This is a genomic window from Streptomyces sp. H51 (genome assembly GCF_035656535.1).
Classification (GTDB): Bacteria; Actinomycetota; Actinomycetes; order Streptomycetales; family Streptomycetaceae; genus Streptomyces.
In genome coordinates this window covers 196,529-221,645 of sequence record NZ_JAYMHD010000034.1, presented here as the reverse complement: position 1 = coordinate 221,645, position 25,117 = coordinate 196,529, and the positions used below count along the sequence as shown (strand labels likewise).

General features: G+C 73.4%; 22 protein-coding genes and 2 pseudogenes. 9 read left to right on the top strand and 15 right to left on the bottom strand.

Going from position 1 to position 25,117, the window contains the following annotated elements:
* Nucleotides 1-104: 104 nt before the first annotated feature.
* Entirely contained in the window at nt 105-878 is a 774-nt protein-coding gene (locus VKA29_RS10355) for a helix-turn-helix transcriptional regulator (protein ID WP_324785071.1), read from the top strand.
* Between the two features lie 55 nt (nt 879-933).
* Here VKA29_RS10355 and VKA29_RS10350 read toward each other — a convergent pair whose 3' ends face one another.
* The 4 genes from VKA29_RS10350 to VKA29_RS10335 form a co-directional block, all read right to left on the bottom strand.
* The gene (locus VKA29_RS10350; protein WP_324785027.1) at nt 934-2,109 is read right to left on the bottom strand and encodes a GDSL-type esterase/lipase family protein; all 1,176 of its coding nucleotides are present in this window, start codon (nt 2,107-2,109) and stop codon (nt 934-936) included.
* Nucleotides 2,110-2,167: 58 nt separating this feature from the next.
* The gene (locus VKA29_RS10345; RefSeq protein WP_324785026.1) at nt 2,168-2,740 is read right to left on the bottom strand and encodes a TetR/AcrR family transcriptional regulator; all 573 of its coding nucleotides are present in this window, start codon (nt 2,738-2,740) and stop codon (nt 2,168-2,170) included.
* Nucleotides 2,741-2,928: 188 nt separating this feature from the next.
* Complete coding sequence (locus VKA29_RS10340; protein WP_324785025.1) at nt 2,929-3,858, bottom strand: carbohydrate kinase family protein; 930 nt, start codon at nt 3,856-3,858, stop codon at nt 2,929-2,931.
* Nucleotides 3,855-4,541, bottom strand: a complete 687-nt coding sequence (locus VKA29_RS10335) for a class II aldolase/adducin family protein (RefSeq protein WP_324785024.1) — start codon at nt 4,539-4,541, stop codon at nt 3,855-3,857. Before VKA29_RS10335 ends, VKA29_RS10340 begins: the two co-directional genes overlap by 4 nt.
* A gap of 59 nt (nt 4,542-4,600) precedes the next feature.
* Here VKA29_RS10335 and VKA29_RS10330 point away from each other — a divergent pair, with 59 nt between their 5' ends.
* Together VKA29_RS10330 and VKA29_RS10325 are read left to right on the top strand one after the other, a co-directional pair.
* Nucleotides 4,601-5,257 (top strand): TetR family transcriptional regulator, encoded by a 657-nt coding sequence (locus tag VKA29_RS10330; protein WP_324785023.1) that lies wholly within the window; start codon nt 4,601-4,603, stop codon nt 5,255-5,257.
* Between the two features lie 190 nt (nt 5,258-5,447).
* On the top strand, nt 5,448-6,068 hold the full coding sequence (locus VKA29_RS10325; protein WP_324785022.1) for a helix-turn-helix domain-containing protein: 621 nt from the start codon (nt 5,448-5,450) through the stop codon (nt 6,066-6,068).
* A 44-nt stretch (nt 6,069-6,112) separates the two neighbouring features.
* Here the strand turns inward: VKA29_RS10325 and VKA29_RS10320 are convergent, their stop codons facing one another.
* The 5 genes and pseudogenes from VKA29_RS10320 to VKA29_RS10300 all read right to left on the bottom strand — a co-directional run.
* Nucleotides 6,113-6,730 (bottom strand): DUF6629 family protein, encoded by a 618-nt coding sequence (locus VKA29_RS10320; protein WP_324785021.1) that lies wholly within the window; start codon nt 6,728-6,730, stop codon nt 6,113-6,115.
* A 225-nt stretch (nt 6,731-6,955) separates the two neighbouring features.
* A pseudogene (locus VKA29_RS10315) lies at nt 6,956-7,273 on the bottom strand (aldo/keto reductase); the annotation flags it as partial.
* Nucleotides 7,270-8,028, bottom strand: a complete 759-nt coding sequence (locus VKA29_RS10310; RefSeq protein ID WP_324785019.1) for an SDR family oxidoreductase — start codon at nt 8,026-8,028, stop codon at nt 7,270-7,272. The pseudogene VKA29_RS10315 and the gene VKA29_RS10310, both read right to left, overlap by 4 nt.
* Nucleotides 8,025-9,362, bottom strand: coding sequence for an enolase C-terminal domain-like protein (locus tag VKA29_RS10305; RefSeq protein WP_324785018.1), 1,338 nt, complete (start codon nt 9,360-9,362; stop codon nt 8,025-8,027). The genes VKA29_RS10310 and VKA29_RS10305 overlap by 4 nt, the downstream gene beginning before the upstream one ends.
* A gap of 491 nt (nt 9,363-9,853) precedes the next feature.
* A pseudogene (locus tag VKA29_RS10300) lies at nt 9,854-10,970 on the bottom strand (carbohydrate-binding module family 20 domain-containing protein); the annotation flags it as partial.
* 12 nt (nt 10,971-10,982) lie between these two features.
* Between VKA29_RS10300 and VKA29_RS10295 the strand changes: the two are divergent.
* On the top strand, nt 10,983-11,192 hold the full coding sequence (locus tag VKA29_RS10295) for a hypothetical protein (RefSeq protein ID WP_324785076.1): 210 nt from the start codon (nt 10,983-10,985) through the stop codon (nt 11,190-11,192).
* A 274-nt stretch (nt 11,193-11,466) separates the two neighbouring features.
* Here VKA29_RS10295 and VKA29_RS10290 read toward each other — a convergent pair whose 3' ends face one another.
* Together VKA29_RS10290 and VKA29_RS10285 are read right to left on the bottom strand one after the other, a co-directional pair.
* Nucleotides 11,467-13,356 carry a propionyl-CoA synthetase gene (locus VKA29_RS10290; protein WP_324785017.1) on the bottom strand — a complete coding sequence of 630 codons (1,890 nt, stop codon included), beginning with the start codon at nt 13,354-13,356 and terminating at the stop codon, nt 11,467-11,469.
* Between the two features lie 95 nt (nt 13,357-13,451).
* Entirely contained in the window at nt 13,452-13,874 is a 423-nt protein-coding gene (locus VKA29_RS10285) for a YjbQ family protein (RefSeq protein ID WP_324785016.1), read from the bottom strand.
* Nucleotides 13,875-14,072: 198 nt separating this feature from the next.
* On the opposite strand from VKA29_RS10285, the gene VKA29_RS10280 reads away from it, so the two are divergent.
* Nucleotides 14,073-15,155, top strand: coding sequence for an NAD(P)-binding domain-containing protein (locus tag VKA29_RS10280; RefSeq protein WP_324785014.1), 1,083 nt, complete (start codon nt 14,073-14,075; stop codon nt 15,153-15,155).
* Between the two features lie 40 nt (nt 15,156-15,195).
* Here the strand turns inward: VKA29_RS10280 and mltG are convergent, their stop codons facing one another.
* Both mltG and VKA29_RS10270 read right to left on the bottom strand, forming a co-directional pair.
* Complete coding sequence (gene mltG, locus VKA29_RS10275) at nt 15,196-16,035, bottom strand: endolytic transglycosylase MltG (RefSeq protein WP_324785013.1); 840 nt, start codon at nt 16,033-16,035, stop codon at nt 15,196-15,198.
* Between the two features lie 43 nt (nt 16,036-16,078).
* Nucleotides 16,079-17,890 carry an ABC transporter ATP-binding protein gene (locus VKA29_RS10270; RefSeq protein ID WP_324785012.1) on the bottom strand — a complete coding sequence of 604 codons (1,812 nt, stop codon included), beginning with the start codon at nt 17,888-17,890 and terminating at the stop codon, nt 16,079-16,081.
* Between the two features lie 94 nt (nt 17,891-17,984).
* Here VKA29_RS10270 and VKA29_RS10265 point away from each other — a divergent pair, with 94 nt between their 5' ends.
* Nucleotides 17,985-18,440, top strand: coding sequence for a MarR family transcriptional regulator (locus VKA29_RS10265; RefSeq protein ID WP_324785011.1), 456 nt, complete (start codon nt 17,985-17,987; stop codon nt 18,438-18,440).
* 231 nt (nt 18,441-18,671) lie between these two features.
* On the opposite strand, the gene VKA29_RS10260 is transcribed toward VKA29_RS10265, so the two are convergent.
* Nucleotides 18,672-19,412: a L,D-transpeptidase family protein gene (locus tag VKA29_RS10260; RefSeq protein ID WP_324785010.1), complete on the bottom strand. Its 741-nt coding sequence runs from the start codon at nt 19,410-19,412 to the stop codon at nt 18,672-18,674.
* A 313-nt stretch (nt 19,413-19,725) separates the two neighbouring features.
* Between VKA29_RS10260 and VKA29_RS10255 the strand changes: the two genes are divergently transcribed.
* From VKA29_RS10255 to VKA29_RS10245, 3 genes are all read left to right on the top strand, one after another.
* On the top strand, nt 19,726-21,603 hold the full coding sequence (locus VKA29_RS10255) for an ABC transporter ATP-binding protein (protein ID WP_324785009.1): 1,878 nt from the start codon (nt 19,726-19,728) through the stop codon (nt 21,601-21,603).
* On the top strand, nt 21,600-23,381 hold the full coding sequence (locus VKA29_RS10250; protein WP_324785008.1) for an ABC transporter ATP-binding protein: 1,782 nt from the start codon (nt 21,600-21,602) through the stop codon (nt 23,379-23,381). The genes VKA29_RS10255 and VKA29_RS10250 overlap by 4 nt, the downstream gene beginning before the upstream one ends.
* Before the next feature lie 267 nt (nt 23,382-23,648).
* The gene (locus VKA29_RS10245) at nt 23,649-24,119 is read left to right on the top strand and encodes a DUF5709 domain-containing protein (protein WP_324785007.1); all 471 of its coding nucleotides are present in this window, start codon (nt 23,649-23,651) and stop codon (nt 24,117-24,119) included.
* Nucleotides 24,120-24,223: 104 nt separating this feature from the next.
* On the opposite strand, the gene VKA29_RS10240 is transcribed toward VKA29_RS10245, so the two are convergent.
* Nucleotides 24,224-25,018, bottom strand: a complete 795-nt coding sequence (locus VKA29_RS10240) for a metal-dependent hydrolase (RefSeq protein WP_324785006.1) — start codon at nt 25,016-25,018, stop codon at nt 24,224-24,226.
* Nucleotides 25,019-25,117 lie beyond the last annotated feature (99 nt).

The window sequence follows — 25,117 nt, the reverse complement described above, 5'->3', positions numbered from 1 at the left end:
GAGCAATGCTTGACGACGCCGGTATGGGTACAACTGCGTACGCGGCGGACGAGCGGAGAGGGAACGTGGCACAGGGGCTGGGCGAGGCCAGGGCCTACGAGCGCATGCTGTCGGTGGCGGTCGCCGCGCTGCACGAGCGGCAGCCGGAACGGCTGTGGCCGTTGCTGACGGCCGCGCTGCCCGGCCTGTGCGGCGGCGAGACCCTGGTCTACAAGCTGGACGACTGGAGCGAGCGCGCGGGCACGGTCGGCACGTCGCCCGGGGTCGCCGCCGAGTTCGACCGGCTCGGCGAGGAGGACATGGGCATCCTGCGGGCGGGGTTCCCGTTCGCGCACCACTACGCGAGCGGTCCGGACCGGTCACCGCTCACCGCCCGCCGCGCGGCCGGCCGCGCCTGGTCGTCGAGCCGGACCGCGCGTCTCATCGACGACGTCATGGACATGGACCACGTCCTGGCGATCCCGCTGCCCGGAACGTCGAACCCGATCACCGGTTGCATGGTCTACCGCTCCGGCACGGACTTCACCGACGACCACCTGCGCATCGCCGGTCAGATGCAGCCGCTGCTGTCGGCCGTCGAGCAGCAGCGGCAGCTGCTGGAACACTGGCAGCGGTCGGCCCGTCCGGGCGGCGCCGCGGGCTCCGCCCAGGAGGCGGCGGAGTCCTGTGCCCTGACGCCCCGCGAGACGACCGTCCTGCTGCTGCTCGCGGACGCCCTGACCGCCGCCGCGATCGGCCGACGGCTCGGCATCTCGGACCGGACGGTGCACAAGCACGTGGAGAACATCTACCGCAAGCTCGGCACCCGCGACCGCATCAGCACGGTGTTGCGCGCGCAGCGGCTCGGCCTGATCCCGGCGCCGTCGCTGCCCCGCTAGGGCGGCTGCCGCGGAAGGCCGCCCCGGCTGCCGGGCGGCGGGCGGGCGGGCGGGTTCAGGCGTCGGGGGTGCCGAAGGGGCCGTCGGCGGTGAAGGCCAGGGCGGCGAAGCGTTCGCCGATCAGGCGGTGGGTGGCGGCGTCCGGGTGGAGCTGGTCGGGCAGCGGGAGTTCGGCCGCGTCGGCCTCGCCGTAGAGTGCGCGGCCGTCGAGGTGGTGCAGGTGGGGGTCCTCCGCCGTCCGCTGTGCGACGATCCTGGCCAGTTCCTCGCGGATGACGTTCAGGGTCAGCTTCCCGCTCGCGCGCTCCGCCGGGTCGCCCATGGCGACGAACCGCAGCCGGCCGTCGGCGAGGTCGGGCGCGGCGGGACCGGGGGTGTCCTCGTGCATGGGGCACAGGATCGGCGAGACGACCAGCAGCGGGGTGGTGGGGTGTCCCTCCCGGACGGTGTCGAGGAAGCCGTGGACGGCCGGGGCGAAGGCACGCAGGCGCATCAGGTCGAGGTTGACCAGGTTGATCCCCAGCTTGACGCTGATCAGGTCGGCGGGGGTGTCGCGCATGGCGCGGGCGGTGAAGGGGTCGAGCACGGCGCTGCCGCCCAGGCCCAGGTTGACCAGTTCCACACCGGCCAGCCGGGCGGCGTGCGCGGGCCAGATGCCGGTGGGACCGGCGGCGTCGGAGCCGTGGCTGATCGAGCTGCCGTGGTGCAGCCACACCCGACGGCCGCGGTCCGGTACGGGTTCGGCGGGCGCGTCGGTGCGCAGGGCGACGAGTTCGGTGGTCTCGTTGTGCGGCAGCCAGATCTCGACGTCCTTTTCGTGACCGGGCAGGCCGGTGAAGGCCAGGGTGGCCGGCGTCCCGGGCCGGTGCTCGGTGGTGCCGGTCACCATGTCGACGGTGAGGGTGTTGCCGCCCGTCGACTCGGCGCGGCCGGCCGGTCGGCCGTCGACGAGCAGTTCGTACACGCCGTCGGGGCGGGGCGGGGCGCCCACGTAGACGCGTTTGGTGCGCAGGACGTCGAGCTCGACGGCGGTGGCCCGGGTGCGGAAGGCCAGCCGGACGCCGGAGGGCTGGGACTCGGCCATGGCGAGCTGGGCGTCGGTGTTCTGGGCGCGGGCCCGGGCGGGCAGCCGGTGGGGCAGCAGGCCGTGCTCGGTGCGCTCCAGGTCGAGGGCGCCGCGCAGGAGGTCCGCCGTGATGGGCGTGGTGGTCCAGTTGTCAGTGGTGTGCATCGCCATTGCCTCAGCCTGTGGGTCGCGTCGGGAAAGGGGTGCCTGGTCCTGACCCGGGTCAGGTGGCGGGCGGCCAGTCGCGCAGCACGGTGTCGAGGGCGTCCAGGATCCGGGTCCAGGTCTCCTGGGTGTCGGGGGCGCTGTGGCTGAACCCGCCGCCCAGTTCGAGGCTGACGTAGCCGTGGAAGACGCTGCCCAGGAGCCGGACCGCGTGGGTCTGGTCCGGTTCGGCGAGGTCGTAGCCGCGCAGGACGGCCCGCGTCATCTGCGCGTGCCGCACGCCCGCGCTCGCGGCCGCCGTCGACGGGTCGAGCCTGAGCTGGGCCGCCGCGTAGCGGCCCGGGTGTTCCCGGGCGTAGTCGCGGTAGACGTCGGCGAGTGCCGTCAGGGCGTCCTTGCCGGCCCGTCCGGCGAGCGCGTCGGACGCGCGGTCGGCCATCTCCTCCAGCGCGAGCAGGGCGATCCGGGTCCGGAGGTCCTGGGAGTTGCGCACGTGCGAGTACAGGCTGGCGACCTTGACGTCGAACCGGCGGGCGAGCGCCGAGACGGTCACCTGGTCGAACCCGGCCTCGTCGGCCAGTTCGGCACCGGCCTGCGTCAGACGTTCCGCGGACAGCCCCGCGCGGGCCATGGGCATCCCTTCGGTCGACGGCAGCCTGCCTAATATTTTTAGGCAGGCTAGCACCTCCTTTAGGGAAGTCGGCGGTGCGCGGTGAGGGACGGCGGACGCGCCGCCTCCCACCCCGCTTCTGCCCTCGCGGCGTCGGCTCACGCCCGGAGTCGGCTCACGCCCGGAGTCGGCTCACGCGCGGGATCGGCTCACGCGCGGCGCTCATGGGTGGCGGCGAACTCGTCGGCGGCGGCCAGGTCGAAGTCGCCGTGATCGCTGCCGAGTCCCTGCGCGACGAGGGCCGCGGCGGCGCTGCCGAGGACGGCGGCCTCGCTCAGGGGGCGCCCCAGGCTCACCCCGCGCAGGTAGCCCGCCGAGAACGCGTCACCGCAGCCGGTGGTGTCGACGACGTCGATGTCGAAGGCCGGCACGGGCCGCGTGCCCCGCGCCGTCACCAGCAGCGCGCCGTCCGCGCCGCACGTCACCGCGACGGCGCCCGCGCCCGCGTCGAGGAACTTCCTCGCGCCGGTCACGACGTCGGTCTCCCCGCTGAAGCCGAGGACCTGGTCGTCGTTGGGCAGCAGGTGGTCGACGTACGGCAGCACCGCCTCGATCTGGTCGAAGGTGCCGAGTTCGCCGGGCGCGAGGAGGTCGACGGAGGTGACCACGCCGTGCTCCTTGGCGTGCGCCAGAACGCGCGCGGCGACGTCGGCGCCGATCAGCTCGGGTCCGCCCAGGTGGAGGTGGCCGGCTCCGGCGACCGCGTCCCAGGGCACGTCGTCGAGGCCGTAGGTGATGTTGGCGCCGAGGAGGTGCAGGGAGGGGCGGTCGCCGTTGGGGCGGATGGGCAGCACGCTCGCGGAGGTGGAGGTGCCGGCGCGGCGGACCAGGAGGCCGGTGTCCACGCCGGCCCGCTCCAGCAACAGCGACAGCAGGTCGCCGGTGGGATCGGCGCCGATCGCCCCGGCCGTGCGCACCGAGGCGCCCAGCTTGGCGAGGGTGAGCGCGGTCCCGGCGGCCGTCCCGGCGGCGGTCAGCCTGATGTCCTCGACGAGGGTCGCGCCCTGCCCCCGGGGTATCTCCTCCACCGGCCGCACCAGCACGTCCAGTACGTGCACGCCCATCGTGACGACGTTCATCGCTGTCCCTCCTGCGCCGGCGGTACGGGGTGGGTGGTGCCGTAGTCACGGGCGAGCGCGGCCTCGATCACCGCGAGCTGCTGACCTTCGTCGAGGACGCGGGGCCGGCCGAGCGCGGCCGCGCGCTGGTAGACCCCGCACGCCCACTCCAGCAGCAGGGCGTGCTCGACCGCCTTGTCGAGGCTCGGCGCGTGGGTGAGCGCGCCGTGGTTGGCCATGAGGGCGGCGCTGCGGCCCTCCAGGGCGGCGACCACGCACGCGGCCAGCTCCGGGGTGCCGAAGGTGGCGTACGGCGCGACCCGCACGGTGCCGCCGAGGGCGAGCAACTGATAATGGAAACAGGGCAGTTCGTCGAGGACGCAGGACAGGGCGGTGGCCATCGGGGCGTGGGTGTGGACGACCGCACCGGCGCCGTAGCACCGGTAGACACCGAGGTGCAGGTCCAGCTCCGAGGTCGGCTCCAGGGGCCCGGCCACGATCCTGCCGTCCAGGTCGACCACGGTCACCTGGTCCGGGGTGAGGTCGGCCAGCACCGCTCCGGTCGCGCTGACCGCGACCCGCTCCCCCACCCTTACGCTGACATTCCCGGCCGTGCCGATGAGCAGACCTTCGGCCCCGAGGCGGCGGCAGGCGCCCGCCACGGCGGCCCGCTCCCGGTCGGGGGCCGCGCTTGAGTCGGTCATGGGCGCGACCGTAGCCTAAACCTGAAACAAAGTCATGTTCACGTTCGGAGGTTGTTCTCGTGGGAGAGCCGACCGCGGGTCTCGACGGACTCGAGGGGGGCGCTCCGCTGCGCCGCAGACCCCAACAGGCGCGCAGCAGGGCGCGGTTGGCCCGGGTTCTGCAGGCCGCGGAGCGTGTCCTGGTCGAGGAGGGCGTCGAGGCGCTCACCACGACCCGGGTGGCCGCGGAGGCGAAGGTGTCCATCGGGTCGCTGTACCAGTACCTGCCCGACCGTGACGCGATCATCGACGCCCTCGCGGCCGGGTACTTCACCAAGCTGGAGTCGGTCATGGACGGCTTCGCCGAGTCCGCGGCCGCGCAGCGGTGGGAGGACCCGGTGGGGGTGCTGGTGGACGCCTTCGCCGCGCTCTACCGCTCGGAGCACGGGTTCCGGGCGCTGTGGTTCGGCAGCGGCCTGACCGAGCGGACCCGGGCGGCGGACCGCGAGCACAAACGCCGCATGGCCGACGGGCTCCGCCGGGTGCTGCTCGCGCTGGGCGTCGCCGACGGCGAGTCCCTCGCCCGCGCCTGCCACGCCGCGGTGCTCGCCGCCGACGCGCTCTCCCAGGAGGCCTTCCGCCGGGACGCCGAGGGCGACGCGGGCATCCTGGAGGAGGCGAAGGTCATGCTGCGGGGGTACCTCGCCGCGATCGTCGAGCGCGACCGGGGCCGGTAGGACGGCGGCCGGCGGCCGCCCGCCGCACCCCGGAAGCCTTTACGGCACGGCAACGAACCGTTCGATGCGTACGGAGAACGGTCGCGCCGCCAGGTCTCTTGTCCCCCGGGCTAGGATCTGGGTATGACGCACCGACCGGTCCCCTCACGCCCCGCCGTACCGTCCCCGTCCGGGCGGGGGGTGGCCTGAGATGGCCGGTCTGCGTGAGGCCCAGAAGCAGATGACGCGGAAGCTCCTGCTGAGCACGGCGCTGGAGCTGTTCCGTACGAAGGGGTACGCGGCCACCACGGTCGACGACATCGCGGCCGCGGCGGGCACCACACGGGTGACGTTCTACGCGTACTTCCCGTCCCGCAGTGACCTGATGCGGGCGCTGATCGGCGAGCTGAACGAGCTGCTGGAACGCATCGCCTCCCCCACCCACGGCTCCACCGCGCGCGATCTGGTCGCGGTCGTCGCCGACGGCAGCCGTCAGGCGATCACCCGGTGGCTGCTCGACATCTCCAGCCGCTGGGACACGGCCCGCCCCTACCTCAACGCCGCGTTCGAGGCGGCCGCCGCCGACCCGGAGCTGCGCGGGCTGGTGGACGCGTGGATCGAGGAGGCCATCGGCGACGTCGAGGACGGCCTCGACCAGGCCGGGCGCTTCACTCCGGAGAGCCGCCACACGCGGGGCGTCCTCGCGATCGCCCAGCTCGACCACGCGGCACGCAACTGGACGCGGGAGCGCTGGGGCACGGAGCGCGAGCAGCTGATCGAGGTGCTCGCCGAAAGCTGGGTCGGGCTGCTGGGCAGCGGCAGCGAGGGCTGACGGGCACCCGCCGGGTCCTGGCCGCCGCGTCGGCGGACCGCCGGTCAGCGCGCCGGCCGCGGCCCGCCCGCCCATCCCCACAGGACCACCGAGCACAGCGCCGCGAACGCGCACCAGGTCGAGACGAACTCCAGTCGCCACAGCGCCCAGCAGACGGCCGCACCGGCGCCCGCGAGGACGCCGAGGACGCGCAGGCGGCGGTCGCCGGACAGCAGCAGCGCGCCCACGGTCGCCACGAGATACCCCGCGACGAGCAGCTGCGGGTGCGGCAGGCCGAGGGCGTAGCCGACGGTGTGGCCGCGGATCTCGGCCCGGACCGGACGGGTGGCGAGGGCGTACGCCAGGACAGCGGCGGTCACGGCACCGGTCACGGCCGGGAGGATCAGCCGGCGCTTGGCCCGGCGCGGCGCGGCGCACAGCACACCGGCCGGCACCCACACCGCCAGCAGGGGCAGGGCGATCACCGCCCAGGCCACGGTGGCGGGGCCGGTGCCCCCGCCCGCGTGCCAGACCGCCGCCTCGACGAGCTGGTGGGCGCCGAGCAGCAGCGGCAGCGCGGCCAGCGGCAGGTCGCGGGCCCGGTGCGAGCGCGCCGCCGAGGCCACCCCCACGGCGGCGATCCCGGTCCCCGCCACGAGGTCGGCCGTCGCACTCCAGCACATCGCTCCACCCAGGGTCGGACCGTCACGGGCTCTGGCCCCGCATCATGCCCCGTGGGGCGGCCGAGACGGCATGTTTCCGGCCGGACCGCCCGCCGGGACCGCCGCCCCTTGTCCGCCCCGGACCCGAGCGGTCACCGCTGCGAGAACGGGCTCGGCCGCGCCGGCTGATCCGCCGGCGCGGCGTCGCTGTGAGGCGTGGGGTGGTGCGGGGGCTCACGCCCAGGGGTGGGTCGCCGGCACCGCGAAGCCGTTCGCCAGGTCGTCGCCGCCGTCGTCGGGCACCAGCAGGCGTCCGACCTTGGTGGAGACGGTGCAGTCCGCCCGGGGCCGGCCGCGCAGGGCGGCGCCCAGGCGGCGTTCGGACAGGCCGAGCCCGTAGTGGGGTGCGGTGTCGAAGGCCCGGACGCCGGCGTCCCAGGCGGCCTCCGGGGTCGCGGCGGCCGCCTCGTCGGTGGCGGGGCGGTAGAGGTTTCCGATGCCGGCGGCCCCGAACGCCAGCTCGGTCACCCGGACTCCGGATCCGCCCAGCGCCGTCGTCCTCACGAGCCGGCCGCCGGACGCAGCCGGAGACCCTGCATCCCGCCGTCCACCGCGAGGGCCGTGCCGGTGACGGACGCGGCGGCGGGGCTCGCCAGGTAGACGACGGCCGCCGCCACCTCCTCCGCGGTGACCAGGCGTCCCATGGGCTGGCGCGCGTTCAGGGCGGCGCGCTCGGCCTCGGGGTCGTCGGCGACGTCGAGCAGCCGCCCGATCCAGGGGGTGTCGGCGGTGCCGGGGTTGACGCAGTTGACGCGGATGCCCTCGCGGACGTGGTCCGCGGCCATGGCCAGGGTGAGTGCGAGGACCGCGCCCTTGCTGGCGGAGTACAGGGCGCGCTGCGGCAGTCCGGCGGTGGCCGCGATGGAACAGGTGTTGACGATCGCCGCGTTCGACGAGCGCCGCAGGTGCGGCAGGGCGGCCCGGCTGGTGCGCACCATGCCGAGGACGTTCACGTCCAGGACGCGGTGCCACTGCTCGTCGGGGTTGTCCTCGACCGTGCCCTGCGCGCCGATCCCGGCGTTGTTGACGACGATGTCCAGGCCGCCGAGCCGCCCGGCCGCGTCGGCGACGGCGCCGCGCACCGCGGCGTCGTCGGCGACGTCGGCCTTCAGGGCGAGCAACGGCGCGGGCACGCCGGAGGGGTCCAGGTCGAGCACGGCGACCGAGGCGCCCTGGCCGGCGAGCATCCGGGCGGTGGCGAGACCGATGCCGGAGGCGCCGCCCGTGACGATCGCCTTCAGGCCTGTCAGACCCGTCATGCGCGCTCCTCCTGCTCGGCGAGGTCGGCGGCCCAGAACGTGCCGTCCGGGTAACGGTATGCGGTGATGGATCCGGGGCGCATGGTGGCCGAGAAACCAGGGGCGAGCGGGGCGGTGTAATGCCCTTCGCGCATGACGACCGGCGCGGTGAAGTGCTCGTGGAGGTGGTCGACGTACTCGATGGCCCGGTGCTCGGTGGTGCCGGTCAGCGCCAGGTAGTCGAACATGGACAGGTGCTGCACGAGTTCGCACAGGCCCACCCCGCCGGCGTGCGGGCAGACCGGGACCCCGAACTTCGCGGCGAGCAGCAGGACGGCCAGGTTCTCGTTGACACCGCCGACCCGCGCCGCGTCGATCTGGAGCACGTCGACGGCCCCGGCCTGCAGCAACTGCTTGAAGACGATGCGGTTCTGCACGTGCTCGCCGGTGGCGACCCTGACCGGCGCGACCGCCGCCCGGATCGTGGCGTGTCCGAGGACGTCGTCGGGGCTGGTGGGCTCCTCGATCCAGTACGGATCGAACCCGGCGAGCGCGGTGGTCCATTCGACCGCCTCGGCGACGTTCCAGCGCTGGTTCGCGTCGATCGCGATGCGTACGCCGTCGCCGACGGCGGCCCGGGCGGTGCGCAGGCGCCTGATGTCGTCGGCCAGATCGGCGCCGACCTTCAGCTTGATCTGGGTGAAGCCGTCGGCGACCGCCTGCTTGGCCAGCCGGGTGAGCTTCTCGTCCGGGTAGCCGAGCCAGCCCGGTGACGTGGTGTAGCCCGGGTAGCCGCGTTCCAGCAGGACGGATTCCCGGTCCGCCAGTCCGGTGCGGCCCTCGCGCAGCAGGGCGAGGGCCTCTTCGGGGGTGAGGGCGTCGGCGATGTAGCGGAAGTCGACCTGCGAGACCAGCCATTCCGGATCGGCGTGGGCCAGCAGACGCCACAACGGCTGTCCGGCCCGTTTGGCGGCGAGGTCCCAGGCGGCGTTGACGACAGCCCCGATCGCCATGTGCATCACGCCCTTCTCGGGTCCCAGCCACCGCAGTTGGCTGTCCCCGATCAGGTCCCGGCTCAGTGTCCCGGGGTCGGCGCACAGTTCGTCCACCGAACGGCCGACGAGATGGGGACGGAGGGCCGCGATCGCGGCGACCTGCACGTCGTTGCCGCGTCCGATGGTGAAGGTGAAGCCGTGCCCTTCGAGGCCGTCGCCGGCGTCGGTGCGCAGGACCACGTACGCGACCGAGTAGTCGGGGTCCGGGTTCACCGCGTCGGAGCCGTCCAGCTCCCGGGAGGTGGGGAAACGGACGTCGTAGGTGTCGACCGCGGTGATCCGGGCGGAGGTTGCGGTCACATAGGTGCCTTTCGCGCAGGCGTGATGGGCTCACGGGCTGGGGTCCAGAGCGCGCTTGAACGCCTCATCCTGAATTCATCGGAGGAATGACAGCAACATGACTGTAGACGCACTACGGCCGCCTGGCAACGGACCCCTCGGGTGCACGCGCCCTGCGAGCCCGGCCGGGGCATAGTGACGGCTCGTCATAGCTGTTACCCCCAAGGGCGTTGCTCGCTCGGAAGCCCCGGCGTGGACGAACCCCGCCCACCGGCCGGAAATCATCGCGACGCTCCCCTTGCCGGCATCCGCAAGACCGCCGTAACACCCTGGACACCCCGAGATACATCGGAGGAATCAATGCGCCGTCCGCGACGGCGGGCTCGGCAGGCACGCTCCTGTCACTGGCGGACGACGCTGGCGAGACCACGGGGCGGTCCGGTGCGGGTGCCGGGGCGGTCCGGTGCGGGTGCCGGGGCGGTCCGGCGCGGGCGTGCCGGGCGGAGCGGCGGTCAGCTTCGCCAGGTGTCGTTCAGCGTGATTACGCAGCCGGACGGGACCGTGGCCGTGCGGTTGGAGCCGCTCCCCCAGGTGACCGCGCCGTTCGCGTCCTTGCGGATGTACTTGTACTCGAAGGACGTTCCCGCGGGCATCGACACGTCGAGCTTCCAGACGGGGTAGCCCGCCGGGTCCATGCTTGAGGGCGCTGGAGGTGTTCCAGTTGCCGAGCGCCGAGGTGTTGCCGACGACGTAGACGTTCTCGCCCCACTGGGTGGTGGCGTCGACGTTGAAGGAGGCGCCGGCGGTGGGGGCCGGGTCGGGCGGGGTGGTGGTGTCGCAGTTCTTCGCCCCCACGTGCAGCGCGAGCGCGGTGTTGGCGCCCAGCGCCGCGGTGAACTGCCCGGAGGAGTCGACCGTCACCCCCTTGCCGCTCTGCACGTCGCAGTAGCTGCCTGCGGGCAGGGAGGTCTGGAAGGTACGGCTCAGCGTGGCGCCCTCGTGGTTGATGGCGACGTACGCCTCGTCGCCGCGGCCGAAGGCGATCTGGTTGCCGTTGTCCCACCAGTCGGTCACCGCCGTCCCGGCGGCCGTGTTGCGGAACTTGACCATGCTCGCGATCTCGCGCCAGGCGTGCTGGCACTTCCAGCCGTAGGTGTAGCAGGCGTTCACCTGGCCGTTGTTCGGCCCGCCGGCGTCGGTGTCGCTGAACTCGTAGCCGGAGTGCACGTCGGGGCGAGCCGTGGGGCCAGGCCAGCATGAACACGTGGGCGAGGGTGTAGTTGGCGCCGTCCTTGTAGGTGAGGGTGCCGCCGTTGCGTTCGGTGTCGTGGTTGGCGACGAAGACGGACGCCTTGCCGCTGGGGACGTAGCCCCAGGCCTCGCCGAAGTTCTTCAGCTCGGCGAGCTTCTCGTTGTCGAAGACCCGCTTGAGGTCGTAGGCGTAGTGGAACTCCTGGACGTCGCCGGTGTTGTAGTACTCGGACGGCTGGACCGCCTCGCCGGACGCGCCGATGGTCTCCTGCTTCCAGTACACGCCCGGGTTGTCAGACGGGACTTGATGTCGGCGAGGTCGTCCTCGGCGATGTGCTTGGCGGCGTCGATGCGGAAGCCGTCGACACCGCGGGAGAGCCCCCCACCGGGATGCCCGGAGTCACCTTCCTGGACGGCCTGGAGTTCCGCGGCAAGCGGGTGCTCGTCGCCGGCGCCGGCGACTCCGGCGCCGACATCGCCTGCGACGAACTGCGCGGGAGCGGGGTCGCACCGCCCTGGCCCAGGACGCGACGCATGTGCTCGTGCCGCGCTCCCGCCCGGCACCGCGCCCGTCCGCGGCGGGACCCGGCGCCGCGGTGACCGTGCGTCCTCCTTGGGGGCGACGCCCTGCTCACCGCCTACGACCGGTCGGGGCTGCCCGCCGCGGCGCCGCCGGACACGGCGCCGCGGACGGAGCGGACGGAGCGGACGGAGCGAGCGGAGCGGGCGGATCCGGCCGTCCTCTCGGCCCCTCCGGCACTGGACTCACCGCGGGTCGGGCGCCTCACCCGTGACGGAGAGACGCTGACGGGGCCCTCGACGCGGGACGCACGGCTGTCGAACGCCTTCTGGCGTGACAGCCGCGGCGTCCCGCTCAGCCCGGCTGGTCGGTGCGGCGCAGGACCGGGCGGAGCGTCTCGATGACGCTCGGGTCGTCCACCGTGGAGGGGATGGGTTCCTCCTGTCCGTCGGCGATGCCCCGCATCGTCTTGCGCAGGATCTTGCCCGAGCGCGTCTTGGGCAGCGCGGGCACGACGGCGACGTCCTTGAGGGAGGCGACGGCGCCGATCCGCTCGCGCACCAGCTGGACGAGTTCGGCCTCGACCTCCTCGGCGTCCCGCTCGCTGCCCGCCTTCAGCACGACGAAGCCGCGCGGCACCTGTCCCTTGAGGGCGTCGGCGACGCCGATGACGCAGCACTCGGCGACGTCGGGGTGGGAGGCCAGGGCCTCCTCCATGCTGCCGGTGGACAGCCGGTGCCCGGCGACGTTGATGACGTCGTCGGTGCGGCCCATGACGAAGACGTAGCCGTCCTCGTCGATGTGGCCGCTGTCGCCGGTGAGGTAGTAGCCGTCGAAGGCGGAGAGGTAGGAGGCGACGTAGCGCGCGTCGTCGTTCCAGAGGGTGGGCAGGGCGCCGGGCGGCAGGGGCAGCTTCACGACGATCGCGCCGTCGGTGCCCGCCGGGAGCGGCTGCCCCGAGGGCCCGACGACCCGGACGTCCCAGCCCGGCAGCGGGAAGGTGGGCGAGCCGGGTTTGACGGGGGCCGCCTCGATGCCGACCGGGTTGGCGACGATGGGCCAGCCGGTCTCCGTCTGCCACCAGTTGTCGATCACCGGGATGTCCAGCAGTTCGCTCGCCCAGCGGTAGGTCTCGGGGTCGAGGCGCTCACCGGCGAGGAACAGGTAGCGCAGGTGGGAGAGGTCGTACTGGGCGGCGAGGGCGCCCTCCGGGTCCTGCTTGCGGATGGCACGGAAGGCGGTCGGCGCCGTGAACATGGACTTGACGCGGTACTCGGCGGCCACCCGCCAGAACTGGCCGGCGTCCGGCGTGCCGACCGGCTTGCCCTCGTACAGGATCGTGGTGGCGCCCGCCAGCAGCGGCCCGTAGACGATGTACGAGTGCCCGACCACCCAGCCCACGTCGGAGGCGGTGAACATGGTCTCGCCCGGTCCCACGTCGTACACGGCGTCCATCGACCAGCGCAGCGCGACGGTGTAGCCGCCGCAGTCGCGGACGACTCCCTTGGGCTTCCCGGTCGTTCCGGAGGTGTAGAGGATGTAGAGGGGATCCGTCGCGGCCACCGGGACGCAGCCGGCCGGCTCGGCGCCTGCGACCGCCTCGTTCCAGTCGAGATCGTCCGGCCCCAGCTCGGCCTCCGCCTGCGGGCGTTGCAGGACGACGCACTTCTCCGGCTTGTGGGCGGCGAGTTCGATCGCCCGGTCCAGCAGCGGCTTGTAGGGAATGACGCGCTTGCCCTCGATGCCGCAGGAGGCGGAGACGACCACCTTGGGGGTGGCGTCGTCGATGCGGACCGCCAGCTCGGGCGGGGCGAAACCGCCGAAGACGACCGAGTGGACGGCGCCGATGCGGGCGCAGGCCAGCATCGCCACGGCCGCCTCGGGGACCATCGGCATGTAGATCACCACCCGGTCGCCGTGTCCCACGCCGAGCCGGGTGAGCGCTCCGGCGAAGGCCGCCACCTCGTCCCGCAGAGCGGCGTAGGTGTAGGTGCGGCGGGTGCCGGTGACCGGGGAGTCGTGGACGAGCGCGGGCTGCTCGCCCCGGCCGGCCTCGACGTGCCGGTCGAGCGCGTTGAAGCAGACGTTCAGCCGCCCGTCCGGGAACCAGCGGTGGAAGGGGGCGCCCGTGGAGTCCAGGGCCCGCGACGGCGCCACCTCCCAGTCGACGCCCTGCGCCGCCTTCAGCCAGAAGGTCTCCGGGGCTTCGAGGCTGGCGCGGAAGACATCTTCGTACGTTCCCATCGCGCTCTCCTTGGCCGGACTCGTATGGGTCACCTACATGATCTCGCGGTCGGCCGGTGTTCGGGAGGCCGGGTCGCCGGCGGGGGCCGGATTCTTCACGCGAGGAAACTCAGGCGCACCTTTCGATGAGTATTGTCCCTGTTCGTGTCGACCAGGCACACCGATTGCCAGGTGCCCAGTTCCAGTCGGCCGCCCAGCACCGGCAGCGTCGCGTGCGGCGGCACGAACGCCGGCAGGACGTGGTCGCGGCCGTGGCCCGGGCTGCCGTGCCGGTGCTGCCACCGGTCGTCGGCGGGCAGCAGGGTGTGCAGGGCGGCGAGGAGGTCGTCGTCGCTGCCGGCCCCCGTCTCGATGATCGCGATGCCGGCGGTCGCGTGGGGGACGAAGACGTTCAGCAGGCCGTCGCGGCCGGCCGCCGCCTCCCGCAGGAAGGCCTCGCAGTCGCGCGTGAGGTCCACGACCCGCTCGTGGGAGCCGGAGGCCACGTTCAGGACTCGGGTGGTGAAGGCATCTGACATGCCCCCATCCTGACCCATGCTCCGGGTCCTCCACCTGTCCGGCCGTCGCCACCTGCCCGGCCGCTTCCACCTGTCCGGCCGTCGCCACCTGTCCGGCCGCTTCCACCTGTCCGGCCGCTTCCGCCTGTCCGGCCGCCACGGGCGCCGGGTGACGGGAAGACCCGTGACCTCCGCACGGTTGGTGGAAACGTGAACGACATGCGCGAGGTCGAGGTCGAGGTCGAGGTCGTCGTCGTCGGCGCCGGTCAGGCCGGTCTGTCCGGCGCCTACCACCTGCGTCGTACCGGTTTCGAGCCGGAGCGCGACTTCGTGGTGCTGGACCACTCCCCCGGTCCGGGCGGCGCCTGGCGGTTCCGGTGGCCGTCGCTGACGTACGGCAAGGTGCACGGCATGCACTCGCTGCCGGGGATGGAGCTGACGGACGCCGATCCGGCGCGGCCGTCCTCCGAGGTGATCGCCGAGTACTTCGCCGCGTACGAGCGCGCCTTCGGCCTGCCGGTGCGGCGGCCGGTCGACGTGCGGGCCGTGCGGGAGGGCGCGGGCGGACGGCTGCTCGTCGAGACCTCGGCCGGCGTCTGGTCGACGCGGGCGCTGATCAACGCGACCGGCACCTGGGAGCGGCCCTTCTGGCCGCGTTACCCCGGTCAGGAGACGTTCGCGGGACGCCAGTTGCACACCGCCCAGTACCCCGGGCCCGAGGAGTTCTCGGGGCAGCGGGTGGTCGTGGTGGGCGGCGGCGCGTCCGGCACCCAGCATCTGATGGAGATCGCCCCGTACGCGGCCGCCACCACCTGGGTGACCCGCCGGCCGCCGGTCTTCCGCGAGGGGCCGTTCACCGAGGACGTGGGCCGGGCGGCCGTCGCGCTCGTGGCGGAGCGGGTCCGGCAGGGGCTGCCGCCGCGGAGCGTGGTGTCGGTGACCGGACTGGCCCTGAACGACGCGGTCCGGCAGGCTATCGCGGACGGGGTGCTCGACCGGCAGCCGATGTTCGACCGGATCGCACCGGACGGGGTGGAGTGGAAGGACGGGCGGCACGTCGCCGCCGACGTCATCCTGTGGGCCACCGGGTTCCGGGCGGCGATCGACCATCTGGCGCCACTGCGGCTGCGTGAGCCGGGCGGCGGCATCCGGATGGAGGGGACGCGCGCGGCCGCCGATCCCCGCGTCCACCTGGTCGGCTACGGTCCGTCGGCCAGCACCGTCGGCGCCAACCGGGCCGGCCGGGCCGCCGTCCGTGACATCAGGCGCCTGCTCGCCGGGGAACCGGCCGCGGCCGCTTGACGCCCCGCGGGCGACGCTGTCGAGGCAGGCGGCCTCCCGGTCATCGCGTCGGCTTTCCGCCGGGGCGGCGGGCGTCGGACTCGGCGACGTTGCGCCGGTGCTCGGCGTAGCTGGCGGTGAAGCGGGTGTCGCCCGGCTTGACGGTGACGAAGTACAGCCAGTCGCCGGGCGTCGGGCTGATCGCCGCGCGCATGGCGTCCACCCCCGGGTTGTCGATGGGTGTGGGCGGCAGGCCCATGCGCTGGTACGAGTTGTAGGGGCTGTCGATCCGGGTGTCGTTCTGGGTCGTCCGCTCCTTCGCGCGATTGAGCGCGTAGTTGACGGTGGAGTCCATCTGCAGCGGCATGCCGCGCTCCAGCCGGTTGAAGATGACCCGCGCCACCTTGCCCATGTCGGCCTTGGTGGCGGCCTCGGCCTGGACGAGGCTGGCGATGGTGACCGCCTGGTAGACGTTCATCGCGTTGCGCTGCGCGCCGGCGGCGATCGGGGCGCCGTTGAACTTCCTCCCGGCGTTCTCGGTCATGGCCGACAGCAGGGACTCCGGAGTCACCTTCTCGGGCAGTGGATACGTCGCCGGGAAGAGATATCCCTCGGGGTTGCCCCGGGCGTCGTCCGGCAGCTTCAGGTTCGCCTTCGGGAGCGACTTCCGCGTGCTGCCCGGGGGCAGGGCGAGGGCCTTGTCGATGGCCGTGTAGATCTGGCTCGCCCGCCAGCCCTCCGGGATCACCAGCGAGGTGGGCCGGGTGTCGCCGTTCCCCTCCCGGGTCAGCAGCGGCACCGCCACGGCGGTGCCGGCCACGACGGCTCCGGTCGCGATGAGGACGAGCCGGCCCCGGCGCGTCAGTCGGATCGTGTTCCGAGGCGGAGTGTTCGTCTGCATGCGGGCACGTTAACCCGCATATCACCACAAACCCAGCATATTTTCAGCTTGTCGGCTCCAGTTGGGCATCCCGGCGTACGAGGGCGGCGTACCGCCCGTCCTGCGCCAGCAGTTCCTCGTGCGTGCCCCGTTCGGCCACGTGCCCGGAGTCGAGGACCACGATCTGGTCCGCGCCGCGGATCGTGGACAGGCGGTGCGCGATGGTGATCGTGGTGCGGTCGGCCGACAGTGCGTCGATGGCATCCTGGACGGCGTGCTCGGTACGGGTGTCCAGGGCACTGGTGGCCTCGTCCAGGATCAGCACCGGCGGGTCGCGCAGGATGGTGCGGGCGATGGCCAGGCGCTGCTTCTCGCCGCCGGAGAAGCGGTGGCCACGCTCGCCGACGACCGTGTCGTAGCCGTCGGGCAGCGACGCGATGTGCTCGTGGATCTGCGCCGCCTCGGCCGCCGCCCGCAGTTCCTCGTCGGTGGCGTCCGGCTTGGCGAAGCGGAGGTTGTCGGCGACCGAGGCGTGGAAGAGGTACGTCTCCTGCGAGACGACGCCGACCGCGCGGGCGAGGGTGTCGAAGTCGAGGTCGCGGACGTCGACCCCGTCGAGGGTGACCCGCCCGCCCGTCACGTCGTACAGGCGCGGCACCAGGTAGCCCAGCGTCGACTTGCCGGCCCCGGTCGGGCCGACGACCGCGAGGCTGCTGCCCGCGGGGACGGCGATGTCGATGCCGTCGAGGATCGGGGCGCTCGCGCCGTCGTGGCCGTCGTAGCGAAACTCGACGCCTTCGAAGCGGACCTCGCCCTTGATCCGGTCGAGACGGACGGGGTCCTCCCGCTCGGTGATGTCGATCGGCAGGTCGAGGTACTCGAAGATGCGCTGGAACAGCGCGAGGGAGGTCTGGATCTGCACGCCGGTCGACAGCAGGCCGACCGTCGGGCGGAACAGGCCCTGCTGGAGCGAGACGAAGGCGACGATCGTGCCGATCGACACCTCGGGTCCGCCGAGCCGCAGGGCCATCCCCGCGGTCCAGTAGATGACGGCCGGCATGGCGGCCATGACGATGGTGATCACGGCCATGCGCCAGCGGCCGGCCATGTTCGCCCGCACCTCCAGGTCGACCAGGCGCTCGGACTCGTCGGAGAAGGTCCGGGTGAGGGAGTCGGAGCGGCCCATGGTGCGGCCCAGCAGGATGCCGCTGACGGAGAGCGACTCGGTGACCGTGGCCGCCATCGCCGCCATCTGCTTCTGGCGCTGGGTGGTGATCCTCTTGCGTTCGTTGCCGACGCGGCGGCTGATCCACACGAAGACCGGCAGCAGCAGGAGGGAGACGACGGTCAGCCGCCAGTCGAGGGCGACCATCGCGACGATCGTGGCGACCACGCTGGTCAGGTTGGAGACCAGGGAGGTGGCGGTGGAGGTGACGGTGGCCTGCATGCCCCCGATGTCGTTGGCGATGCGGGACTGCACCTCGCCGGTACGCGTGCGCGTGAAGAACGCGAGCGACATGCGCTGCAGACGGCCGTAGACGGCGGTGCGCAGGTCGTGCATGACGCGCTGGCCGACGGTCGTGGAGATCAGGGTCTGCAGCACGCCGAAGACGCTGGTGAGGACGGCGCTGACGATCATGCCGAGGGCGAGCAGGCTGAGCAGCCCGGTGCGGCCCTCGGGGATGGCGACGTCGAGGATCGCCTTCAGCAGGAAGGGGGTCGCGACCGAGACCAGGGACGCGGCGCCGACCAGCAGGCCGACGACGGTGAGGCGCCCGCGGTAGGGGCGGAAGAGTCGCAGGATGCGGCGGACCTGCCGGGGCTGCTCATCGGCGTCGGCCGGCGGTGTCCAGCGGGGTTCGTGGTCGGGATGCATGGGCTCCTACGGGGAGTGAGAGAACGAGAACGAACGGAGCTTAGCTCATTGTTACCTATACTCACAATGAACCTGGTCCTGTTATTGTTCCCGTATGACGACCCCCGATCCGGACAGCCTGCTCGCCGAGCAGCTGCTGCGGTTCACGCGCCGCGTGCACCGCATCCAGAAGCGCCACATCGAGCAGCGCGGCCTGGGCGTCACCCCGGCCCAGTCACGGCTGCTGCGCACCCTGGCGCACTTCGGCTCGCCGCCCCGCATGGCCGACCTCGCCGAGCGCCTGGAGGTGGTCCCGCGCGCGGTGACGACGCTGGTGGACGGGCTGGAGGCGAGCGGCAAGGTGCGCCGGGTGCCGGATCCGGCCAACCGCCGGGTGATCCGGATCGAACTCACGGACGACGGGCGCAAGGCGCTGCGGGAGTTGCGCGGCGCCCGCAGGTCGGCCGCCGAGGAGATCCTCGCGCCGCTCACCGGCGAGCAGCGCGAGGTGCTCGGCGACCTGCTGGACACGCTGGTGGAGGGGGCGCCCGAGCGGGGCGGCGCCTGCTGAGCGCGGGCCGCGGTCACCGCGCGGGAGGGCCCGCCCGGCTGCCGCGCGAGCCGGCGGCCGTTACGCCGCTCCGTCGCGAGCACTGCCGATCGTCCCGCCGGCCGTCGCCGTGCCGCCTTCCGTCATGCCGCCCGTGGCCGTGCCGCCTGTCGCCGTGCCGCCCGTCGTCCTGCCGCCCGCGTCCCGCGCCCGTCGTCCTGCCGGGCCGTGCCGGGCCGGGCACGACGGCGTTCAGCCCTTCAGGTGGGCCCTGTCCCCCATCACCACCACCGGGCGGCTGTCCGGGTCGAGCGTGCGCAGCAGGTACTCCATCGCCGGTTTCGACAGGCTGACGCAGGCCGACGTGCCGCTGCCGTGGTCCATGTGCAGCCAGATGCCCCCGCCCTTCTCCCGGCCCTCCGGTCGTGCCGGGTCGTCGGGCGGCCTGCCCTCGACGCGGTTGTAGTCGATGGCGATGACGTAGTCGAAGTCGTGCCAGTGCGACCTGGCCCACCAGCGGGGGGCCGCGAAGGCGGCGGAGCGCGTGTAGGGCAGCCTCGATCCGGGGTCCGGGAGGACACCGCCCGCGTCGGTGAGCGTGAACACGCCCACGGGGCTGCGGTTGTCGCCCTCGTGATGGTCGGTGGTCCAGCCCTTCTTGCCGTTGTGCGCGGGCCAGCCGCGGACGCGCTGCCAGGAGGTGCCGTGCCTCGTGTACAGAACGGCGGTGGAGTCGGCGGAGTCCCGGCCTTCGCCGTAGACGGCCAGGACCTGGCGGGATCCGGCGGGGATCGCGCGCAGCAGGCGGTCGCCGATGCCCGGAACGCGGGTGCGGTCGGGGGCGGGGCGGCCGGCGGACCGGGAGTCCGCGCCGCCGTCCCCTCCGGCGTGGTGTGCGCCCGCGCATCCGGACAGGGCGGTCAGGGGGGCCAGGAGGCCGACGAGGGCCGCTGTGGTGACGATCGCGTGCCGGACACCGCTGCCGCTGTGCATCGGCCCATGGTCGCACCATCGGTTGCGGCGAACCGGACACGACAGCCGGTTCTGAGCGGTGGCGTCGAAAACCGTTTGCCTGCGACCGCTTCGTGACGCGAGCCTTTCACGGTTTGCTGCCACACCGCACGGTTCCTCCCTGCTCCCTTCCCGGCCCTCCCCGCCTCCCCTTCCCGCCCCTCCCCGCCTCCCCTTCCCGCCCCTTCCCGCCTCCCCTTCCCGCCCCTCCCCGCCTCCCCTTCCCGCCCCTTCCCGCCCCTTCACGACCCGAGCCTCAGGGTCCCTGACACGAGCTTCCGGGACGTCATCCGTCATGCAGATCCAAGACCTTCCGTACTCCGACCCCGGCATACCGGACGCGCGCTCCGGGCCGCGATTCCTGTGGTGGCTGGCCCGGAACCAACTCGGTGGCCAGTTCGCGTCGTTCGCCTGGGGACTGCTGCATTTCGCCTCGGTCTCCGCGCTGCCGTTCTGCGTGGGCATCGCCGTCCAGGCCGTCGTCGACCGCTCCGGCGGCCGACTGGCCCTCGCGGGCGGGCTGTTGGCACTCGTCTGCGCCGGCAACGCGGTCGGCGACATATTCCTGCACCGGACCGCGGTCACCAACTGGATCACGGCGGCCGCCCGCGTGCAGCAACTGCTCGCCCGCAAGGCGGCCCTGCTGGGCTCGGCGCTGACCCGGCGCGTCGCGGCCGGTGAGGTCGTCGCCGTCTCCACGGGCGACGTCGAGAAGATCGGCTGGTTCGTCGAGGCCGTCTCCCGGTTCACCGCGGCGGCGGTCACGGTGGTGCTGGTCTGCGTCGCCCTCGTCGTCTACCAGCCGGCGCTCGGTGTCGTCGTCGCCGTGGGGCTGCCGGTGCCGGCGGTGGCGGTGCTCCCGCTGCTGCCGCGGGCGACCCGGCGCGCCGACCTGCAGCGCGAGAAGGCGGGCCGGGCCACCGAACTGGCCTCGGACACCGTCGCCGGGCTGCGCGTGCTGCGCGGCATCGGCGGTGAGGAGTTGTTCCTCGACCGCTACCGCCGTGCCTCCCAGGAGGTGCGGCGGGCCGCGGTGCGCAGCGCCCGCATGTGGTCGCTGATCTCGGCGATCCAGGTACTGCTGCCGGGGCTGCTGCTCGTCGCGGTCGTCTGGTACGGCATCCGTCTGGCCCGCGAGGGCCGGGTCACCGTGGGCGAACTGGTCACCGTCTACAGCTCGGTGATGGTCCTGACCTACTCGCTGCGCCACTTCGAGGAGATCGCGATGGCCTACTCCTTCTCGCGGCCCTCGGCCAGGCGGGCGGCGCACGTGCTGTCGCTGGAGCGGGCCACGGACACCGCGGGCTCGGGCGCCGCCGGCCTCCCCGCCGGGGAGCTGTACGACCCGGAGACCGGTCTGCTCGCGCCCGCCGGTCTGCTGACCGCCGTGGTGTGCGGCGACCCGGACGCGGCGGGGCGGCTGGCCGAACGGCTGGGCGGGCACCCCGCACATGCCGCCGAGAAGGGCACGTCGGTGCTGCTGGGCGGGGTGCCGCTGGACGATCTGCCGCTCGACACGGCCCGGACGGCCGTCCTGGTCCAGGACAAGGACCCCGTCCTGCTGTCGGGCTCGCTGCGTGAGCTGTTCGACGTCCCCGCCTCCGGTGACGTGTCGGCTGCCGAGGCGCTGACGGCCGCGCAGTGCGCGGACGTACTGGCGTCGCTCACGCAGGGGTCGCTCGACGCCGCGGACCCGATGGACGCCCGCATCACCGAGCGCGGCCGGTCGCTCTCCGGCGGCCAGCGCCAACGACTCGCACTGGCCCGGTCCCTGGTCGCGGACCCGGAGGTGCTCGTCCTGGACGAGCCGACCTCCGCCGTCGACTCGCACACGGAGGCGCGGATCGCGCAGGGCGTACGGGATCTGCGGGCAGGCCGCACGACGGTGGTGTTCACCTCGTCGCCACTGCTGCTGGATCGTGCGGACCGGGTCGTGCTGGTGCACGAGGGCGAGGTCGCGGCGGTCGGCCGGCACCGGGAACTCGTCCGCACCGAGCCCCGGTACGGGGCTGTGGTGTCCCGCGCGACGGCCTCCGGAGCAGTCCCACGGGACGTGGACGCCCGTACCGCCCCGCGGGGACCGGGCACAGGCGCTGACGCCCTGCGGACACCGGACGGCAACGACGACGACGCGCTGCGGGTCGTCCTGGAAGAGATCGAGGAGTCGGCATGATCGGCGTGGCGCCACCGGCGTACGACCCGGCGGCCCCGACGACGGCGAGCACCCTGCCGGTCGGCGCCGCCGCGACCGTGCGCGCCTACGTGGCCGAACTGTTCCGGCGCCATCGCCGGGCCTTCCTCCTGCTCGTCACCGTCAACACGGTGGCCGTCGGCGCCTCGATGGTGGGCCCCTGGCTGCTGGGCGGCCTGGTGCGGCGCGTGTCGGACGGAGCGCGGGAACTCCATCTGGAGCTCACCGTCGGGCTGTTCCTGCTCGCGCTGGCCGTGCAGGCCGTGTTCGTGCGGCAGGTGCGGCTGCGTGGCGCGATGCTCGGCGAGCGGATGCTGGCCGACCTGCGCGAGGACTTTCTGGTGCGGTCGGTCGCCCTGCCGCCGGGCGTCCTGGAACGAGCCGGGACGGGCGACCTGCTGTCCCGGATCACCACCGACATCGACCGGCTGGCCAACGCCATGCGCGAGGCCGTGCCCCAGCTGTCCATCAGCGTGGTGTGGGTCACGCTGCTGCTGGGCGGGCTGGTCGTCACCGCTCCGCCGCTGGCCCCCGTCGTCCTGCTGGCGCTGCCGCTGCTGATCACCGGCTGCCGCTGGTACTTCCGGCGGGCGCCGGCCGCCTACCGGTCGGAGGCCGCCGGGTACGCGGCCGTCGCCGCCGCGCTCGCCGAGACCGTGGACGCCGGGCGCACCGTCGAGGCCCACCGGCTCGGCCCGCGCCGCACCGCGCTGTCGGAACGGCGGATCAAGGAGTGGACGGCCTGGGAGCGCTACACGCTCTGGCTGCGGTCGGTGCTGTTCCCGGTCATCAGCGTCACCCACGTGACGGTGCTCTCCTCGGTCCTGATCATCGGCGGTGTGTTCGTCCTGCGCGGCTGGATCGACGTCGGGCAGCTGACCACCGGCGCGCTGATCGCGCAGATGCTCATCGACCCCGTGGGACTGATCCTGCGCTGGTACGACGAACTACAGGTGGCGCAGGTGTCCCTGGCCCGCCTGGTCGGCGTGCGGGACATCGAGCCGGAGGCCGGTGACGCCTCGGTGGCCCCCGACGGGCGGGACGTGCACGCCGACCGGGTCCGCTTCGGTTACCTGGAGGGCGTGGACGTCCTGCGCGAGGTGTCCCTCCAGGTGGCCCCCGGCACCAGGCTGGCGCTGGTCGGCCCGTCCGGCGCCGGCAAGTCCACCCTGGGCAGGCTGCTCGCGGGCCTCTACGCGCCGGGGAGCGGCCGGGTCCTGCTCGGCGGCGCCGAACTGGCCCGGATGCCCGCCGAGCGGGTGCGTTCGCACGTGGCCCTCGTCAACCAGGAGCACCACGTCTTCGTGGGTTCCCTGCGCGACAACCTGCTGCTGGCCCGCACCGACGCCACGGACGCGGAGCTGTGGGCGGCGCTCGGCGCGGTCGACGCCGACGGCTGGGCCCGCGCCTTCGACGAGGGGCTGGACACCGAGGTCGGCTCGGGAGGGCTCGCGCTCACTCCCGCCCAGGCCCAGCAGATCGCGCTGGCCCGGCTGGTGCTCGCCGACCCGCACACGCTGGTCCTGGACGAGGCGACCTCGCTCCTCGACCCGCGGGCGGCCCGGCACCTGGAACGGTCGCTGGCCCGGGTCCTCGACGGCCGCACCGTGGTCGCCATCGCCCACCGCCTGCACACCGCCCACGACGCCGACGTCATCGCCGTCGTCGAGAACGGCCGCATCAGTGAGCTGGGCAGTCACGACGAACTGGTCGCGGCGGACGGCGCCTACGCGGCGCTGTGGAGGTCGTGGCACGGGTGACCGCAGGCGGGTGCCGGGAGCGGTGACCGGGGTGCCGTACGGCGCGGTGGGTGAGCACCGCCGGCCCACCGGGCTCCCGATCGCCCCGGCACACGCGCCGTGGCGTTGCGCAGCCCCGAACCGGGGTGGAAGGCTGGACTTGGCACCGGCTCGGGGAGCGCCCCGGGGAGCGTCGGTTCCTCCGCGTGCGCGGTCTGTGCCCCGCGTCCCGGCGGCCCGGCCGCCGACCGCGGTGAGAAGGGCCCGTCCCCAGCACCTGGAGGTACCGTGACCAGCGCCGAAGGATGGGGAGACGACGTCTACCAGCCAGACGCGTCCGAGATCCGGGAGGACTCGGGTGTGCTGGATGCGGAGGACACCCTGGACAACGACGGGGTGGACGACCCCCTCGACCGGGGCTGGTCCCCGCCGGAGCGGCCATGGGCCGTGAACCACGTCGGGGTGACCGCGGCGGAACGCCGGGAGGGTGAGACGCTGGACCAGCGGCTCGCCGAGGAACTGCCCGACCCCGCGCCGCCCGACGGCGACGGGATCGGCGACTGCGACGGCACCGACGGGGAACCCCTGGACAAGGAGGTCGGCGCCGTCCGTTCCGGCCGGCTGGTGGCCCCCGACGAAGGGGCGCACGAGGACGAGGAGAGCGCGCTGATCGCCACCGACGTGGGCATCGACGGCGCGGCGGCGTCCGCCGAGGAGGCCGCCATGCACATCGTCGACGAGGACGGCCTGTCCGGTTGACCGCCACGCTCCCCGCCTGTCCGGTTGACCGCCACGTAGCCGCCGCGCCGCGTCGCGCGCGCGGACGGCCCGCGCGGGTGCCCGGCTCCGCCCGCCCGCCCGGCTCAGATGAAGTTCAGCGCCGCCGCGCAGCCCACCCCGCCGAGCAGCATGAACACCGGCATCAGCACCTTCAGCTCGATCCAGCTGCCCGCCCGGAACCGCATGGCCTTCGGCGGGCCGATCGGATACCAGCGCTTGCGGCCCACCGGGATCGGCCACAGGATCGGGCAGCCGGACACCGTCAGCGCGTCCCCGATGTCGTGGACCAGCGCCCCCAGCACGATCGGCAGTCCCAGCCACAGATACGCCTGGCCGGGCTCGGTGAACAGCCAGCTCGCCCCGTTCCCCGGCTTGTCCAGGATCCCGGCGAGGATCCACGCGGTGGCCGCGGCCAGCAGCCAGACCAGGACGTCGCTGCTGGAGCCGCGGGCCGCCCGCCACAGCAGCCCCTCGATCGCCAGCACCAGGTGGACGAAGAGGATGGCCAGCACCGCCCAGCGGCCGCCGGTGATCGCGATGCCCGAGGCGCCCGCACCGGTCAGCGCAGCCCACAGCCAGGTGTGCGTGAGCGTGCGGTGGCCGCCCGAGCGGCGCGGGTCGCCCTGCTTCCTCGTCGCCTTGTAGACGGCGTAGGAGAGCTTGTCGACTATCTCGCACAGCCACCGCGACAGCGGCCCGAAGGCACGCGAGATGGTGGCCGCCTTGTGGTCGAGGTCCGGAGCGAGCGCGGCTCCGGCGCAGATCAGGGCGCCGGTCAGCAGGACGGGCCAGGGCATGGCGTGCCCGGCCGCGGCGGCGGCCGCACCGACGCCGAGCCAGGCGGCGGCCCCCGACAGTGAGTGTGCTGGTCCCATCATCGCCGCTGCCCGCCCCATTCGTCCTGTGCCGCTGTCCAGTTGACCCGGTGCGCTGACGCTCCGTCGGCGACACAGCGTAGCGGCCGTGATCTTCATCAG

What these genes read in the sequence shown, in the direction of transcription:
- VKA29_RS10295 (WP_324785076.1), top strand. Translation starts at nt 10,983, where the DNA reads ATGCCCGGAGTCACCTTCCTGGACGGCCTGGAGTTCCGCGGCAAGCGG.
- VKA29_RS10270 (WP_324785012.1), bottom strand. Translation starts at nt 17,890, where the DNA reads ATGCATCCCGACCACGAACCCCGCTGGACACCGCCGGCCGACGCCGAT.
- mltG (WP_324785013.1), bottom strand. Translation starts at nt 16,035, where the DNA reads ATGCAGACGAACACTCCGCCTCGGAACACGATCCGACTGACGCGCCGG.
- VKA29_RS10290 (WP_324785017.1), bottom strand. Translation starts at nt 13,356, where the DNA reads ATGGGAACGTACGAAGATGTCTTCCGCGCCAGCCTCGAAGCCCCGGAG.
- VKA29_RS10265 (WP_324785011.1), top strand. Translation starts at nt 17,985, where the DNA reads ATGACGACCCCCGATCCGGACAGCCTGCTCGCCGAGCAGCTGCTGCGG.
- VKA29_RS10240 (WP_324785006.1), bottom strand. Translation starts at nt 25,018, where the DNA reads ATGATGGGACCAGCACACTCACTGTCGGGGGCCGCCGCCTGGCTCGGC.
- VKA29_RS10310 (WP_324785019.1), bottom strand. Translation starts at nt 8,028, where the DNA reads ATGACGGGTCTGACAGGCCTGAAGGCGATCGTCACGGGCGGCGCCTCC.
- VKA29_RS10345 (WP_324785026.1), bottom strand. Translation starts at nt 2,740, where the DNA reads ATGGCCCGCGCGGGGCTGTCCGCGGAACGTCTGACGCAGGCCGGTGCC.
- VKA29_RS10285 (WP_324785016.1), bottom strand. Translation starts at nt 13,874, where the DNA reads ATGTCAGATGCCTTCACCACCCGAGTCCTGAACGTGGCCTCCGGCTCC.
- VKA29_RS10335 (WP_324785024.1), bottom strand. Translation starts at nt 4,541, where the DNA reads ATGACCGACTCAAGCGCGGCCCCCGACCGGGAGCGGGCCGCCGTGGCG.
- VKA29_RS10340 (WP_324785025.1), bottom strand. Translation starts at nt 3,858, where the DNA reads ATGAACGTCGTCACGATGGGCGTGCACGTACTGGACGTGCTGGTGCGG.
- VKA29_RS10350 (WP_324785027.1), bottom strand. Translation starts at nt 2,109, where the DNA reads ATGCACACCACTGACAACTGGACCACCACGCCCATCACGGCGGACCTC.
- VKA29_RS10260 (WP_324785010.1), bottom strand. Translation starts at nt 19,412, where the DNA reads ATGCACAGCGGCAGCGGTGTCCGGCACGCGATCGTCACCACAGCGGCC.
- VKA29_RS10355 (WP_324785071.1), top strand. Translation starts at nt 105, where the DNA reads ATGCTGTCGGTGGCGGTCGCCGCGCTGCACGAGCGGCAGCCGGAACGG.
- VKA29_RS10255 (WP_324785009.1), top strand. Translation starts at nt 19,726, where the DNA reads ATGCAGATCCAAGACCTTCCGTACTCCGACCCCGGCATACCGGACGCG.
- VKA29_RS10250 (WP_324785008.1), top strand. Translation starts at nt 21,600, where the DNA reads ATGATCGGCGTGGCGCCACCGGCGTACGACCCGGCGGCCCCGACGACG.
- VKA29_RS10280 (WP_324785014.1), top strand. Translation starts at nt 14,073, where the DNA reads ATGCGCGAGGTCGAGGTCGAGGTCGAGGTCGTCGTCGTCGGCGCCGGT.
- VKA29_RS10320 (WP_324785021.1), bottom strand. Translation starts at nt 6,730, where the DNA reads ATGTGCTGGAGTGCGACGGCCGACCTCGTGGCGGGGACCGGGATCGCC.
- VKA29_RS10325 (WP_324785022.1), top strand. Translation starts at nt 5,448, where the DNA reads ATGGCCGGTCTGCGTGAGGCCCAGAAGCAGATGACGCGGAAGCTCCTG.